The 15,161-nt window shown below is 61.5% G+C and carries 13 protein-coding genes; 9 read left to right on the top strand and 4 right to left on the bottom strand.

The window, feature by feature from the left end; all coding sequences use genetic code 11:
* Positions 1–578: 578 nt before the first annotated feature.
* From A8M77_RS08695 to A8M77_RS37410, 8 genes are all read left to right on the top strand, one after another.
* Positions 579–1,211, top strand: a complete 633-nt coding sequence (locus tag A8M77_RS08695) for a hypothetical protein (RefSeq protein ID WP_086921155.1) — start codon at positions 579–581, stop codon at positions 1,209–1,211.
* A 64-nt stretch (positions 1,212–1,275) separates the two neighbouring features.
* Positions 1,276–1,926 carry a hypothetical protein gene (locus A8M77_RS08690; protein WP_086921154.1) on the top strand — a complete coding sequence of 217 codons (651 nt, stop codon included), beginning with the start codon at positions 1,276–1,278 and terminating at the stop codon, positions 1,924–1,926.
* A 245-nt stretch (positions 1,927–2,171) separates the two neighbouring features.
* Complete coding sequence (locus A8M77_RS08685) at positions 2,172–3,347, top strand: hypothetical protein (protein ID WP_086921153.1); 1,176 nt, start codon at positions 2,172–2,174, stop codon at positions 3,345–3,347.
* Positions 3,347–4,342 (top strand): hypothetical protein, encoded by a 996-nt coding sequence (locus tag A8M77_RS08680; RefSeq protein WP_086921152.1) that lies wholly within the window; start codon positions 3,347–3,349, stop codon positions 4,340–4,342. The genes A8M77_RS08685 and A8M77_RS08680 overlap by 1 nt, the downstream gene beginning before the upstream one ends.
* Complete coding sequence (locus tag A8M77_RS08675) at positions 4,339–5,883, top strand: TniQ family protein (RefSeq protein ID WP_086921151.1); 1,545 nt, start codon at positions 4,339–4,341, stop codon at positions 5,881–5,883. The genes A8M77_RS08680 and A8M77_RS08675 overlap by 4 nt, the downstream gene beginning before the upstream one ends.
* Entirely contained in the window at positions 5,883–6,125 is a 243-nt protein-coding gene (locus A8M77_RS08670) for a hypothetical protein (RefSeq protein WP_086921150.1), read from the top strand. Before A8M77_RS08675 ends, A8M77_RS08670 begins: the two co-directional genes overlap by 1 nt.
* The gene (locus tag A8M77_RS08665; RefSeq protein WP_086921149.1) at positions 6,122–6,451 is read left to right on the top strand and encodes a hypothetical protein; all 330 of its coding nucleotides are present in this window, start codon (positions 6,122–6,124) and stop codon (positions 6,449–6,451) included. Before A8M77_RS08670 ends, A8M77_RS08665 begins: the two co-directional genes overlap by 4 nt.
* The gene (locus A8M77_RS37410; protein WP_443270665.1) at positions 6,406–7,017 is read left to right on the top strand and encodes an HAD domain-containing protein; all 612 of its coding nucleotides are present in this window, start codon (positions 6,406–6,408) and stop codon (positions 7,015–7,017) included. Before A8M77_RS08665 ends, A8M77_RS37410 begins: the two co-directional genes overlap by 46 nt.
* A gap of 485 nt (positions 7,018–7,502) precedes the next feature.
* On the opposite strand, the gene A8M77_RS35130 is transcribed toward A8M77_RS37410, so the two are convergent.
* Both A8M77_RS35130 and A8M77_RS35125 read right to left on the bottom strand, forming a co-directional pair.
* The gene (locus A8M77_RS35130) at positions 7,503–7,874 is read right to left on the bottom strand and encodes a hypothetical protein (protein WP_143694569.1); all 372 of its coding nucleotides are present in this window, start codon (positions 7,872–7,874) and stop codon (positions 7,503–7,505) included.
* 11 nt (positions 7,875–7,885) lie between these two features.
* Positions 7,886–8,242: a hypothetical protein gene (locus tag A8M77_RS35125; protein ID WP_143694568.1), complete on the bottom strand. Its 357-nt coding sequence runs from the start codon at positions 8,240–8,242 to the stop codon at positions 7,886–7,888.
* A gap of 431 nt (positions 8,243–8,673) precedes the next feature.
* Between A8M77_RS35125 and A8M77_RS08660 the strand changes: the two genes are divergently transcribed.
* Positions 8,674–9,285, top strand: a complete 612-nt coding sequence (locus A8M77_RS08660; protein ID WP_086921148.1) for a hypothetical protein — start codon at positions 8,674–8,676, stop codon at positions 9,283–9,285.
* Positions 9,286–9,315: 30 nt separating this feature from the next.
* On the opposite strand, the gene A8M77_RS08655 is transcribed toward A8M77_RS08660, so the two are convergent.
* Together A8M77_RS08655 and A8M77_RS08650 are read right to left on the bottom strand one after the other, a co-directional pair.
* On the bottom strand, positions 9,316–12,519 hold the full coding sequence (locus tag A8M77_RS08655) for a UvrD-helicase domain-containing protein (RefSeq protein WP_086921147.1): 3,204 nt from the start codon (positions 12,517–12,519) through the stop codon (positions 9,316–9,318).
* Complete coding sequence (locus tag A8M77_RS08650) at positions 12,516–15,086, bottom strand: PD-(D/E)XK nuclease family protein (RefSeq protein WP_158100894.1); 2,571 nt, start codon at positions 15,084–15,086, stop codon at positions 12,516–12,518. Before A8M77_RS08650 ends, A8M77_RS08655 begins: the two co-directional genes overlap by 4 nt.
* Positions 15,087–15,161 lie beyond the last annotated feature (75 nt).

Here is a 15,161-nt window from a genome sequence, read left to right as displayed (position 1 = left end):
CAGCGATTTAGCTGTTCGGCCGCGAGCCATGCGCAGGCGGGCTCACAGCTTGACCTGCGGCGAACTGGTACACCCGGCCGGGCCGCTTGCTAGACCGCTTGCGCGAATTCCTCTGGTCGGTCGCCCCGGTGCTCGAACCCGCTGAGGCTCCAGGCCGCATAGGCGCCGCCGTGCCCTGTGCGCGAGCCCGTGCCGACGTTCAATCCACCAGTCCAAGTTGGCCAGCCGTTCGATTGCTGCCACGCATGCGCACCCGGCGTGCTGGCGACTGCGAACGCGCTGCCGCTCTGCGTGACATCTGCAGATTTCGCTACGCTGCTGCGCGTGACTTTCTCGCGCGCTAGGTCATCAATTTAGGTTAATTTCCCTAGCCTAGGAAATAAGTACCTTTAATGGTTTCGCTTTCCCGTGAATTAATGAGAAAGTACCTTAATTGGTCGGAATCTAAATCGCATCAATTTCCTATTTCAAGCGAACAATTAAGATAGATATTCAGAATAGCTCCGCCTTGAAACTTCTGTAGCCTTTCACCCAGGTGAAATTCTCATGTGAAAGGACCAGCTGGCAGGCTGAGAAATATGGCGCGACTCAAGACAGATACTCGGGTCATCCGGAATACGGCTGGCTCGCTCAATGTGGTGGGCCTCTTCTGGAGCGTGCTGATGCGCCGGATGGTCGTCTTCGAAAGCCTCGTAGAGAGGCGGCTTTTCCTTTGGCTCGAGTGGTTGCGAATAGTCGGCTACAAGGAGCAGCCGCGGAAGTTCCAGCTCGAAGTCGAGGGCCGACGTACCGAGTACACGCCCGACGCCGCGGTGACGGATGCCTCCGGGGAGATATTCCTTATTCAAGCCAAACCCAGGGAAAAGGTTCAGTCGAAAGATTTTCAAGCGTGGCTTGACATCGTTGGTCCACAGCTGCTCGCGCAAGGTTATCGCCACGACGTCTTTTCTCCTGAAGATTGGCCGGAGCCCTTCTGGGAAAACCTCCTCATGCTCTACGGCTACGTCAAGCGCCACATTGATGGACGCCACCAAGAGCGTGTACTGGCCATCCTGTCCGAGCGGCCCGAGTGGTCACTGCTTGATGCCATCGCACACGTACGCGCGCACAGCCTCCCCGCAGGTGCCGTTTATCGCGAAATGTTCTACCGCCGGATTGCTTTCGATGGTCAAAAGGTCCTTTCCAAAACGACCGAGATTTCAGTCGCCTGAGGCGCCGCAGGATGAAGAGAGCGCCAACCTTCCGGTTCGGACTCAATCCACCATTGGCGCCGGTGTGCGATTCGAAGTCGGCAACCTCCCCTTCGTCGTTACGGACGTGGACAAGGAGGGACGCATCTCACTCAGTTCGGCGGTCGCAGGGCACACCTTGCACCTTTGGCCGTCCCAACTCTTTGAGGGGATGCACAAGGGCGAGATTCGTCCTTGGGGTCGGCCGTACTTCGCGCGTAAGCGACTCCCCTTCTTTGACTATGACGAGTTGGACGAAGAGCAGCGCGAACGCATCCAGCGCAAGACCCGCTACGTCATGGCGCTTCATCGGCTGGGCAATGTCTCGTTTCGGCGGTCGAACGGCATCTTCCAGAAGGTCATCGACGCCACCGCGGTTGCGCTGGGCGACCCGAACCCTCCGGCAGCGACAACTGCCTATGACCTCCTTCGCGACTTCCGCGCATGCGGATGCGACCCCAAGGTGTTCGCGCGCCAGCTCGGACTGAAGCGACCCCGTGGAACACGAAACCAGGTACTGCAGGACCTCATCGACGCCGTCGTCCTTGAGCTGTACCAGCAGAGCAAGACACCACCAACAAATGCAGAAATCCAAAAACTCGTCAACAAGCGGTACGCACAGCTGCAGAAGTCAGAGGCCCGCGTCGTTTCCAGAAACAAGCCCGATGTCAGCGCCAAACGCCCCAAGCATGACTAACTCACGCCTGCTGGACTTCTCCGCCCAGCCGCTGCGCACGCACATTGCGCCGAAAGGCCTCGGCTCGTCTTTCCCACTCCTGTATTTCTTGAATGCCTGCTCGTGTCACAACCGATGCAATATCCGTCGAATCCGTCCGACGAAGACGCAACGAACTCGACCGATACGGTCTTGTCCACCTCCTGCATGGGTCCCTTGCTGCAGACAGTCAGTGGGGCAAACGCATGCCGGCGAGACGTTCGCCCATGCCGAACTTCCGGTGGGAAATCGACAGCACCCGCATCGACCTGTATGTCCTGGACCCAATCACGCGCAAGCTCATCCGGGCGCGCCCGACCTTGTACATCGTGTTCGAGCGGTTCTGCGATGCGCCCATTGGCCTCCATCTAGATATCCATCCGCCATGCACCAACGGATTCTTGGCTGCTCTGCGCAATGCCATCCTTCCCAAGAACTATGTCAGGCAGTGCTTCCCGCAGGTGCAGACCGACTGGATGTTGTGCGGCTTCCCCGTCGAGGTCTTCGCGGACAACGGCAACGAGAACTGGTCCATTCATACGCAGGCGGCGTTGGCCGCGATGCGGCTGGGCATCGCGTACTTGCCACCCTATGTGCCTCGCTACAAGCCGGGCGTCGAGCGGTTCTTCAGGACGCTCAATCAGCTGCTGGCACACAAACTTCCGGGCACCACGCTCGGCAAGAAGCTGCCCAAGCGGGAACTGGACCCGCAGCGCGACGCGAAGCTAACTTTGGTGGAGCTTGCTGAGTTGTTGCACGTCACCATCATCGACGAGTACATGCACATGACGATGGGCCGCGGCCATATGACGCACAACCGAAAGTGGCTGTCCGGGCTGCAAATCCACGACATCGAGTTGCCGGTCGACGAGAAGGAGTTCGACCTCACGTTCTGCCGACCCGACAGTCGAACGTTGCGCCAGACCGGAATCCACATCCGCGACATGCGGTTCCAGTCCGACGACCTAGCCGAACTCTATGGCCGGATGGGGCGTGAGCAGAAGGTCAAGCTGCTCAAACCCTCGGACCCGAACCTCCTCTATGTGGTCAACCCGCTGAACGGCAATCCCATCAAGGTCGACGCTGTCGACGGCCGTGTCGCCTCCCCCCTTCCCTATGCAAGCCTGCTTCCTCTGGAGGATGAAGAGCTGGAAGGCGTGCAGACTGAGGAGGACCTGGCCGTCATCGAGCAGGCGCAAAAGCGCAAGCAAGACATCATTACCTCCGCCAAGTTGCGAAAGGTCTCCGACGAACTGACGGCCTCGGATGTCAAAGAAACCTTTGGCCGTGCGCCGAGCTTCCAGGACATTGCCCGTGAGGCCGCCGCGCCGCCGCCCGCGCCGCCAGCAGCCGTTGACCCGCTCATGGAGCGCTTGCGCCGCAAGCTGCAGGGGGAGTCCTGATGATGGCGCCGCCTCTTGAATTGACAGGTGGTAGCGAGGCGTTGGGTTCGTCCCCTACTCCCTCGTGGCATTTCTATCACTGGCACGCGGGTGCCGAGCAGGCCTACACCTTATTGCTGGAGTGCCTGACCATGCGCGACCGGGATGGCAACCCACGTGGTTTGCGCATTGTCGGTGAGTCGAGGGCTGGCAAGTCCAGCTTCCTCGCCAATGCAACAACCAGGTTGCACAAGGAGCACCCCGAGCTCGCCAGCGGACTCTACGTGAGTCAGCCGCCATTGGAGTCCCGGGATATCGAAGGCGCCATTCGCCAGCGCGAACTTGAGGGCGCACGACATAAGAACGCCCCGCTGCACCCCAAGGGCCCTGTTCTCAAGGCCCAGTCAGACCATATCTGGGTCAGTTGCACTGGCTTCGTCTGGGAAGAAGCACATCAGTTCTTTTTGGAGAAGACCAAGCACTTCCGCATGCAATCCGCCGCCTTTTTCCGACTGAGGATGAACGAGATGAAGAAGCCCATCATCTTCCTTGGAACGGAGGTGCTTCACGACTACATCCGGTTGAGTTCGGAGCTGGCCAACCGGTTCAGGGCGACGGCCGAACTGGGCCGCTATACCTTGGACAACGATGCCGAAGAGCACGCCTTTGTGCGTCTGCTGGCCGACCTGGAGGACAAGCTCCCGGTGACAGTCGTTCCCAGCCTGCAGGAACCGCGGATGATGCTGCGGTGCTTCTGCGCGTGCAATGGCCTCATTGGCGACCTGATGGACCTGACGGAGCGCGCAGTTCAGCGTGCGCAGGCGAAAGGTGTCGCTGTCATTCACCAAGAGGACCTGGCGGATGCCTTCGATTCGGAGTTTCCAGAGCGAGCCGCGCAGTTCAATCCATTCGACATGGATGCGTCGGACGATAAGGTCGTCAAGGCCATCACCGACCAGGCCCAGCGACTGAAGGCCCTGCGCCCTAGACAGGCTCGCCGGAGGGGGCAAGCATGAATACCAAGCTGACCTGGCCGGCAGCTCGCTCCTGGGAGTCTGTGAGAGGCTTCGTCCTGCGCTACGCGGTGCTCAATGGCTTCGTGACGCTGCGCTCGCTCACCGACCTGTTGGTCAGCCAAGGCGGTCCCCAGCTAGCGACAGCCGCAGAAATAGCCGGTTCCCCGGACGCGCTGCGGATGTTGTGCGACTGGGCCGGTGTAGGGAGCACTCAGCTTCAAGGCCGGGCGTGGACGGAACACGCGAGCCCCGAGGAATCGTTCTTCCGCATCGAGGGCGTCCTGATGCCGAGAGAGGCGTTGATGCTCGACCGCCTGCAGGTCTGTCCATCCTGCCTGGGCGAAGCGAACCATCTGCGCGCCGATTGGGACCTGGCACATGTGGTTGCCTGCGCTCGTCATCAATGCTTTTTGCTGGAGCGATGCCCCACCTGTCAGGCCGACATTTCGCCGAATGAGCCGTTCACCGGCTACTGCCCTGCATGCGGCTCGGAGTGGGCGCGAGAGAGAACGGAAAAGGTGTCCGATGGCCTGGTCGCGGTGAACGAGGATGCCGCTGGACTGGGAGATATCCGCTTCACAGCTGGCGACAACGAGCACCGCGCCCGGGCAGCAAGCTTCTTCGACCTCATGCGGGTGCTGAGTCACGACGCAAGAGCAATGTGGACCAACACCGCGCGAAGGCCTCCCTTCAGTCGAGAGCGACTCGTAGTTCGAGCGCGTGCACACGAGATGCTTGCGCACTTTCGAACGCAAGCCTCGTATGACGCCCTGGCCATTCGGGCGATGCTGGAGGACGGCTTCGAGCATCTGGTGGCATTGGACCGCTGGCATGTGCGGCCTGAGCGCGTTGAAAGCTTTCTTCGAGCAGCGAGGCTCGACGTTCGGCTCCGGCACTTCATCGTCCGCGGAACATTTGAGGAAGAGCCGCCCGCAGCTCTCCTCGAGGGCCGACAAGTGCAGTACAAGACAGCCGAGGACGTCGCGGCGCTTCTTGGTGTCGAGCCTGAGTGTGTGGCCGGCCTGGTACGCCTTAGGCTGTTGCGCGTTCCTGCCAGCAATAGAGGCTACGCCTTCTACGAAATCATGGACTGCAAGAAGTTCTTGAGCCAGCTCGTGCCAGCGAAGTGGCTGGACGAGCTGCTCGGCGTCGATGGTCTTACGTCGCTCCTGGGCAAGGAAGGTCGCCTGGCACTTTGGGACTATCCAAGCAGTGCGCCACTCAGCGCTGCGATGGAATCCGTCATCCAGTTTCTCGACTCATTGCGAGCCACGGCATCGAATGAGTCGGAAAGGGAGCTGCCGACATTCAGTGCGGCCGGCGTGCTGCAAGTCGGCGCCGACGCTCGCGCAGCACTTCGCCTGGTGTTGGGTGTCGCGGATGGTTCCATCGAAACCAGCAACTGGTCAGCGCCTTGGAGAGTGGACGACCTTGTCGTCGAGCGGTCAGCTCTCGAGCGGGTAGTCCGCGGCGAGCCGCCGAAGCAAGGTGGTGCCTTGCCCCCTCCTCCTGCGACCGGCAAGTCACGGAGAAAAAGCTGATGCGCGCCAAAGCTGAACCCTTTCTTTGGCTTCTGGATGAGCCGCCAGTCGACCTCTCAATGGCCCTGCGCCAAATTCACGGATGGAGCCTCGAGGACGGCGACATAGGGCGTGAGTACTGGTCTGCCGTCGCAAGGCTGCTTCAGAGCGCGCAGGCCATGCGGGAGCACATTCGCAAGCTTGAGGATGAACGTGCGTCGCGGCGCGCAAGCTCTCCGCCGAAGGAACAGAAGAACCGATGACAACAGTTCCGGACGACTTTCCACGCGACCCATTCCCAGGCGGGGTGCCAGGTGCTCAGCAGAAGTACTTGGCGAGGAAGATTGACGGCCGATTTGTGGTGGGCCTGACGGACGAAGAGCTGGCTCACCGCTTCAAGGTGTGCTCGGACTATCTGCCTCTCCTCGTCTCATACGCGAACCGCAAGCTGGCCGAGCCGGGCTTCACGCAGGAGGCAGTCTTGTCGCATATCCGGTCGGGAGTCGCCAGGAAGAACGAGGGCTTCACACCGCTGGAAATCGAATGGCTGGTCAACCGCATAGACCAAGCGCTGGGTCAATCGCAGTGAAGAAGCATCTCGTTCCGTTGTTCGAAGGGCCGCACCGGGATGGTCGACCACTTCTCTTCCTGGACTTCGACGATGTGTTGTGCCTAGGGCCGTACGGGGCGCGGGAAGTCACGTCGTCGAATCCACCGGCGGACCTCTACGAGCGACTTTGGCATCCGCCCGCTGTCGCGGCCCTATTGGATGTTCTTGTAGAGCATCGACCTCTCGTCATTCTGACGTCCAGTTGGCTGAAGCGGCTTGACCGTGGCCGGGTTGCCGACCTGCTCCAAGCTACAGGTCTCAGGAACGTGGACGCATCACTCCATCCAAACTGGCGTGCCGATGCGGACACTGGGGGAAACCGTCTGCAAGCCATCGAGTCATGGCTCGGCTTGGCGTACCGAGGAGAGCGCATTCTCGTGCTTGATGACCCTCGCAGTGGAAGCTCCCTACGTGGTTCTAGATTGGATGCTGCAGGATGCGTCGTTCTGTGCGCGACCGGCACAGGCTTACATCACGGTCACCTGCCCCTCATACGCATGGTCCTGACGGAACGTAGTGCCAAAGGCACCCTGAAGACCGACTAGCTTTGAGTCGAGGGCTAAAGCCACAAAGCATATGTCACAGTACTCGCTGAACGTAGCGATTCTCGAACAGGCCAACATGCTGTTCGCAATCTTGCAGCGCCTAGCCAAATGCACGCCGCCTGACTCGCTCCAGCGCGCCGAGTTGGTGGCGCGATTGGAGAAACTTCTGGAACGATTTGACGACTGCGATGGCACGACTGTCACGCCTGAGTCCATAAACCGTAGCTGATATATATTGGAATGCTTGAGCAACACTTACGTAGGGTGGGGATGGTCCCGGTTCGGCCGGGCCACGCGCGGGCCTGACGTTGCGAAATTGAACGGCAGCTTCGGAGAGAAGTCACCCTCCGCCTTGGGCCCGTTGCGGAAGTAGCGACCTTGGTAAAGCAGACGTTCATAGTCCACAGCCGCTTTGCTCCCATGTCGCCGTTCGCGGAGGTCATGGGCTTAGCCGAGGTCCGCATTGCAGCCTAGTTTGTGGACAGCTATGTTGCTTCTCCGTTCAACGTGAGCCTGCTGTTTCTACACATATTTGTCATGTAGTCCACGCTTATATAGAGAACTTGCCCGGATGCAAGTCCATCGAAGGAAACTTCGGCGTCAAGATTCGTAGTCTTGAATTTGCTATCCGACTTGAAAATGACGGTATGGGATGTCGGACCGTTGATTGGTATTGGTGAGTTGATTGACTTCATTATCCGCAATTCAGCACCGCAACCTTCGTTGTCAGCTTCGGTGTAAAGAGCAGCATAAATTTTGACGGTAGTCTGACCTTCGAGAATTTGATATACAAGGACCCCCTTGGTTGTGTGGTCCTTGTAATAGGAAAGGATAGTGCCTTGAAGAGATGTAGGCATCAGTTCTCTCCTTAGAAAGGCTCAGCCTCAAGTATATATTTAGTGTTCCTTATATACTGACCTTGAAAGTCGGCCCGAAAGTAGACAGTTTGCCCTGGCCGAAAATTGTGGAAGACCTCGTTAATTTGTACGTTTGTTGCAGTAAAGTCGCTGTCTTCACGCGCGGAAATATACTCATAAGGAGAATTTATGGTGGTTGGAGTTTCTAGCGACATGTACAAGTGCAGCTGAGCATTGCACATTGTGTTTTCAGGCTCCGCGTATAACAGCGCGTTTAGCCGCACATCTTTGCAACCATCAGGAATAACAAAGCTTAAAATGCTGTGCGAATAAGGAGATGCGGTTATTGTTCCTGCAAACTTAGTCATGCTCCGTCTCCTTCCGATAGATGCTTGAAGAGCGCAACTTGGCAGTTTTATCTACTACCGTCAAGCCATTTTTTTTGGAACTGTCCAGATGGCGTGACAAAGCCCTCCAGGGCGCCACGACTACTGTGGGAAGCGCATGTCCCTGTTCTTCTTCATGCGAGGACTGGTCGGGATGACTTCGATGCCCGTGATGAGCGACTTCAAGTGCATATCCAGTGAACGGGGGCCGATTTTGGCCCAGCAAGCAGTTAGCCTGCAGGCGTCAAAGTCTGCTTAGAAGTGGCCCGACAACGAAGTTCCGCTCATGGCCGCAACGCGTCGTATATCGTCTGCGGGTGCAATGCTCAACCTGCAGGGTCTTGCAGGTTGCGGCCATCATAGGAGGCCGAGCTCCCGCGTATGCTGATGCCCTCTCGGCCAAACAGACTCCTATGACCTATCAATCCCGCGACATCATCTTCTTCAATGGCTCAGAACACGTGCTGTCAGCCGAGCCTTTGGGAACCTATGCCGCAATGCCCACGTTCATGGGCATCGGAACAAACAACCACAGGGGCTATACCGCCGTTTGGGCAGTGGTTGCCGACAAGCTGTTCCTCGTCTCGCTCGATGGGCATGCTAAGGGGGCGGCTGAGCCCGGCATCCGCTCCGTCTATCCGACAGCAGAGGCGCCCGTTCTTGCGGAGTGGTTCAGCGGTGAGTTGATGCTCCAGAGCGGCAGACTTCTGCACCGAAGCGACATTGACCCCATCTACGAGTACGAAACAGCGCTCGTTATCTCGCAAGGTCGAGTTTGCCGTGCAAAAAAGCTGCCGCTGCGCCCCGCACCGGCAATCCCTTACTCCGTGAGAGAGCTCGAAGGAGTTGTGCCGGTCTCAACCCTCAAGTCCCTCGAGGCCGCCTCCATCCGAACCATCGGTGACCTGATTGCACTGAGTGCGCCCGAAGTTCAGGCCAAAGCACAAATGTCGCCAGACACGCTGCGCGAATTGCTGACGGGCATGGCGACCGCGGGCCTTGAGTTCTGGCCTCGGGGCCGGTAACGGAAACTCGAGGCGCCAGCCCCTTCGCTACTACGCGGCCATCCGGTCGTCGACGCCCTCGTCATCGACGGCCTCCAGGCGCGCTGCCTGGCCAGCAACCGGGAGGAAGAGCCACTTCTCCAGAACCCGCCGGCCCGTGGCGCGCTCGATAGCCTCAGCGTACGCATCTAGTTGCGGGCCGTGCCTGTTGAGCAGACTGTCCTCATGCGCGGCACCGCGTGGGTTCGCCTTGTGGTCAAGGAGAATCCACCCCGCCGGCGTGTCCACCAGAAAATCAACTCTTCCGCGCGCCCGCTGGCCGTTCGCCAGCGCCACCTCGAGCGGCACCTCAACGTGCACCTCGCCACCGCGCCAGCGCTTCTCGAGCCAGGCCCAAAACGCTTGCAGTTGGTCCAGCACGGCCTGGCTTTCAACTGAACCCGCGACGCCCCACCGCGCAAGGATGGCTTCGACCTCGCCAAGCGAAATGTGCCCATGCGCCCCCGCCTTCGCGATGCACAGGTGCACGGCCTGGCCGAGGTCCTCCATGTCGACCGCGGCGCGGATGGCAATGCGCTCGCCTACTTGGTCGAAGTCAACCTTGCGGTAGCGGCCGCCCTCCGTGGCACTCGGGCGGAGCCACAGCGGCTGCGCTGCAAGCAGCGGCCCCGGCTGGAACCAGCGCAGCACCTGCGCCGGCGCGGGCTCCGGAGTCTCATTGCATTCGTCCTTGCCCCAGGCCTTGGAGACCCGGGCAATCTTTCTCTTGTCCGGCACCACTACCGGTCCGTCGTCGCCGATGAGCAGCGCAGTAGCTCCCACTTCATCCAGCCAGTCCGTGGCGCCAGACCTGGTCGAGGTCGCAAGGACGATGGCGTCCCTTGCACGTGTCATGCTCACGTAGAAGAGGCGCAGGTTCTCCAGCCGTCCCTCCTTGGCCATGGCATCCCCGAGCTCCGACGCTTGCGCGGCAATCGCAGCTTCCGGCGGATTGCAGTTGCCATAAGGGAACGGCCAGTAGTGCACGAATCGACCCCGCAGCGGGTCCTGAGCGTCGAATTTCCCTGCGGTGCGGGCACGCACCTGCCAGAGCGCCGTCCTGGCGCCGGCGCCCAGCCCCGTCAGAACAACCACCGGCCACTCGAGACCCTTGGCACCATGGTGAGTGAGCACCGTCACGGCCCCCTCGGCGGCAACGGCGCGCTCGTCCTTCTTCTCTGCGGCCAAGTTGGCAAGCCACTGCAGCAGGCCACCAACCGTCGCCGGCCGGCGTGCCGACACGCACTCGTCTTCGTAGGTGCTTGCCAACGAAACCAAGGCCTCGACGTTGGCAATGCGCATGCCGGCTTCCTGCGGACTGCTCGACCACCGGCTTGCCAGCAACGCCACGTGAGATTCCGACTTGGCCAGGCGCAGTGCCTCGGATGGCGTCAGGGCACGAAGGCGCGGCCGCAACTCCTCCAGGCGCGCGAGCAGCGCGTGTGTCTGGCCGCCGCTGGTCTGCCAGGCATAGGGCTTGTTCTCCTCGACCGCCAGGTAGTCGATGCGGTCGTTCAACCACTGCGCAGGTTCAGCACCTTCCGACAGCGAAACAATCAGCGCACTTGCGACGGTATCCCGTGCGTCCTGCAGCCGGCGCAGGCAAGCGAGCACGAAGCTCGCCTCCGGTGTCGACAGCAACCCGGGGCGCCCGCTGGCCGACGGCACCCCGAAACGAGTGAGCGACTCGACGACCTGGCCGATTTCGGCGTTGGAGCGGCACAGCACCGCGATGTCGCCAGCGGCGAGTGGCCGCAGAGAACCAGTTTTCTTTTCCTCAACCTGCTGCTTGCCGGCAAGCAGCTCGGACACCGCTGCACCCAGGCCCTTGTGGTCAGTGTTGGGGTACGAGCTCTTGAAGGTCCAGTTGAACAAGTCCACGTTGTCTGGAATGGGCGCACGCACGGGCTGCAAGCAAACCGCCGCGGCGTCCATCGGCGGAGAGAACGCAGGCTTGAACACCGCGTTGGTCAGCGACACCAGAGCGGGAGTCGAGCGGCGCGAAGTCGTCAACGGCTCGCCGAGCGTGCCGCCCCAGCCTTCGATGGATTCCAGGATGCGGTCAATCAGCGCGGGGTCCGTTCCTCGGAACGCGTAGATGGCTTGCTTGGGGTCGCCTACCCAGACCGAGCGCTTGGCCAGCTTCGCAAGCTCTACGAAGATGGCCAGCTGCAGCGGGTTCGTATCCTGAAACTCGTCCACGACCACCAGGTCGAGCTCCTCGGCCAGGGCGCTGCGCACTTCAGGGGTGTCAGTCAGGGCCTTGAGCAGCAGCACGCACTGGTCTCCGAAGTCGACCACTCCGCGCGCTCGCTTCACCTGGGCGTAGGCCTCGAGCGCATCGGCAGCCACACTGAAGACCAGCTCCAGGTAGTTGCGCACGTCCGCGTGAAACTCCGGGTGCACCTCATGGGCCTTCGCAGCCTCCTCCAGCGGCGCCATCAGGTGCACGAGCTTCGCGCCGACGTCGATGTTGGGGGTGCTCACCCAGCTCTGCCACGACCAGCGTCCGCTCTCGAACAGGCGCTTGCGGCTGCGCAAATCGTCCAGGCCACCGGTCATGTTTGCAAACACCTTCTTGCCACTGGCCTGAAGGTCCTGGATGAACTTCTCGATGTCGCCAGCCACCTTGTCGAGCACGGCGATAAGCGCGGCCGTATGGTCCACGCCTTCCTGCGGCGCCGGCCAGTTCTCGAGCATCAGCTGTGCATTTGCGGTACCCATAGGCCGCAGCTGCTCTGGAGAAATCATGTTTTCTCGAGCAGCGTTCACCACGGCAGCGATGGGCTTGTCCCAATCCTTGTCGTCAAAGGCGAGGCGCTGAGAAAGTTCCATCAGCCGGATGCGGCTGTCCTCATCGAGCGTCCCATCCAGGGTCGCCTTAAGCAACTGCTTGGTCTGGGCTTCATCGAGCACCACCTGGTCTGGCGACAAGCCCAGCTCGAAGCAAAAGCGTGTCAGCAGCTGGCCGCACACGCTGTTGACAGTGCCGATGCGCGCCTGGCCAACGGCAGAAGCCAAGTCCACAAGTCCGCTCCCAAGAAGCTTCGACCGAGCCCGCTCGCGCAGTTCTGCGGCTGCCTTGATGGTGAAGGTCGTCGCGAGGATGCCCTGCGGCCGCGCGGCCCCCGCGAGCAGCGCGTCGGAGATGATTTCGGTGAGACGGTAGGTCTTCCCGCTGCCAGCACCGGCACTGACGAACTCAATGGGATTCATGCTGCCCTCCAGCCGGCGCCCATCAGCGCCAAATATTCGCCGTCATAGCGGCCTACCTCTTCAAGGGGAAGCGTGCCTACCGGGCCGCCCAGTTGGACCAGCTTGCCAAAGCGCTTGTCCACCCACTCGACCTGCCCCGCGGCCCATTGCTCCCGGCGCCACTTCCAGGTCGCCACGGCACCGACGACCAGTTCCGGCAGCGTGACGTTGCTCTCGGGCGCGCAGACTTCAGCCGCTTCGAAGACACCAGGGTGCGCGACCAGCAGTTCGGCGCCCTGGAAGACGAAATAGCCCACAGTCACTGGAAGGCTGCCCAGGGTCTGCCGAACGAGTTCTGCGTAGAGGGCAAGCTGCAGGTGACGGCCCTCGACCAGCTTTTCCCGGAAGCCCTTCGCCCAGCTCCACTTGAGGTCAAGAATGACCGTCCGCTTGTTGGCCAAGGTCACGAGCAAGTCGACCTTCGCGATGAAAGGCTCGCCCTCGAACGTGCCCTTGATTTCAGCCTCGGTCTCAACCTTTACGGCACCAGCTTGCTGAAGGTTCAGAAGCAGCGAAGTGATGGCTCGACGGCAAATCTGCTTGAAGCGATGGGCCTCGACTGAAGCGCCTGGCATCAGCAGCGGCGCACCCTCCTCCTGCAGCAGCGGCCCGACCATCTCGTCGAACCAAGCGCCTGCCTGCGCCGGCGTCCAAGCCAGCGCGCCTTCCTGCTGGAAGAGCTTCTCGACCACCCGATGGCCAAGGGTGCCCAACAACTGACTGCCCTCCGAAGCTTCCAGCACGGTTGCAGTGCGCAGGCCGGCAACGTCTTTCAGAACGGCCAGTGCCGGGTTGTTGAAGAGGTCGTTCAGACTCGTGAAGGACTGCTCCTTCCGGCGAGACGAAATCGGCTTGCCCAGCTCGATGTAGCGCTCGGCCGTGACAAGTGGGACGCGCGTGACCACAGAGGCCAAGCCGTTGGCGCCTGCGAGGACTTCGCCTTCGAGGCGCTTGACGGTTAACGAAGGCGCGAGCCGATGCACGAGCTGCCAGATGGGGTGCTCTTCGCAGCCAGGCGGCGGCAAGACCAACACAAAGCGCCTCTTCGCGGCCAGGATGGGTCGCAGCCACTGCCGGGAAAGTGCTGCCATTTCGGCCGCGGGGTCGCGCAGCTGCACACCCACTTCCTTGAGCCCGGCAAGCTCCGTGGCCGACCACGGGTGAGCTCGTGGCAGCACGGGCGTCGAGGGCATCCACCAGATGACCTCGGAGGCCTGCTCGGCGCTGCAGACGGCCGCGACGGAGGCCGACTGCAGGCAGCCCACCTGCGAGGCACCGTAAGGGTTGGTCGCACCGCCGGGGGTTGCTTGGCTCACGAGCTGCTCCACTTGCCGCGAGACCAGAAGAGCCACGCCTTGGCGCTGGAACTCGGCAAGTCCAGCGAGCACCGCTTCGCATTGATGCAGCGCGGGGCCTACGCCCAGGAACTCAGCGTCAGCAGCACTCGCGAGGCGCTTTAACGCTTCATTGACTCGGTCTGCCCGTTGCGCCAGGACGCTGACCGGGGCGCCGGCGTGTCGGTCCCAGCGCTGGCCCTCGAACCAGAAGACGACCTCGTCCAGTACCGCTTCGGCGTTGTCGAGCGCCATGAGCGAATCCTTGGCTGCACGCCAGCTTTCGCCACCGATGCCCGGCTGCGCCGCGAGCGCTTCCGCCAGCGGTCTGCGCGCCTTCGCAGTGAACGTGCCGATGGGATGTACGAGGAACTCAACCAGGCGAGGCACGTCGATGGGTGTCCAGCAGGTCTCGCAAGCCAGGCCCAGGAGCTGCAGCGCCGGCCGCAGGTCGCTGGCTGCTCCGAAGCCACAGGTCGCTACGCCCGTGGCCTCAAGCGATGCGTCTAGAGCGGCGCCGCCGTCCTCGCAAACGATGAGGCAGTCGACCTGCTCCGAGCGCACTGTGGCACTCAGCCAATGCTGCGCCACTTCCTGCGAGTTCGCCTGAAGTACCTCCAGCGTTCCGTCACCAGCCAGGGGGACAGTGCCTGCCGCCTTGCCAGCAGCGACTGCCGCCAGCATCGCTGTCTGCATCTGGCCCAGGTCGCCGACAGCCGACGAGGCCGGAGCCAGGGGTGCTGAGCAGGGCAGGAGCTCGAGCACGGTGGCCCACGCCGCTGGATACAGTTCCAGGTCGTCGGCAAGCATCACCTGGTCGACTGGGACCTTGGCGCCGGCGCGCATCGCAGTTGCCACTACGGCGAGACGCTCACCTTCCCCCGCGGCAACGCCACCTGCGGCCAGTGCTTCTACAGCGGCCAAGTCGCGCAGCTTGACGGGGGACCTCTCGAGCGCCGAGCCATCCCATCCGGCGAGGTACCACTCATCGCGCCATTCCAGAAGCCTCGCCGCCGTCCCAACGCTGTCTGCAGCGAAGGACTGGCTGTAGAAGCGTTGGACGGTCGCCTGGGCCTGCTCGAGGAAGCCTTGGTACGCAGCAACACGCTGGGCGCGTGCGACTTCGGGGCCTGAAAGGCCCAGGTAGGTTTCCAGAAGACCGAGGAAGCCCTGGCGGCCGACCACGGGCGCCATGAACGAGTCCGCCCCCGCGGGTCCTTGCCGCTCATCCAACCGAAGTCCGAAAGTGACACGCATGCGGGTTGCCCT

The sequence above is a fragment of the Variovorax sp. JS1663 genome (genome assembly GCF_002157355.1).
Lineage (GTDB): Bacteria > Pseudomonadota > Gammaproteobacteria > Burkholderiales > Burkholderiaceae_C > Variovorax.
This window is presented reverse-complemented; position numbering and strand designations above follow the sequence as displayed.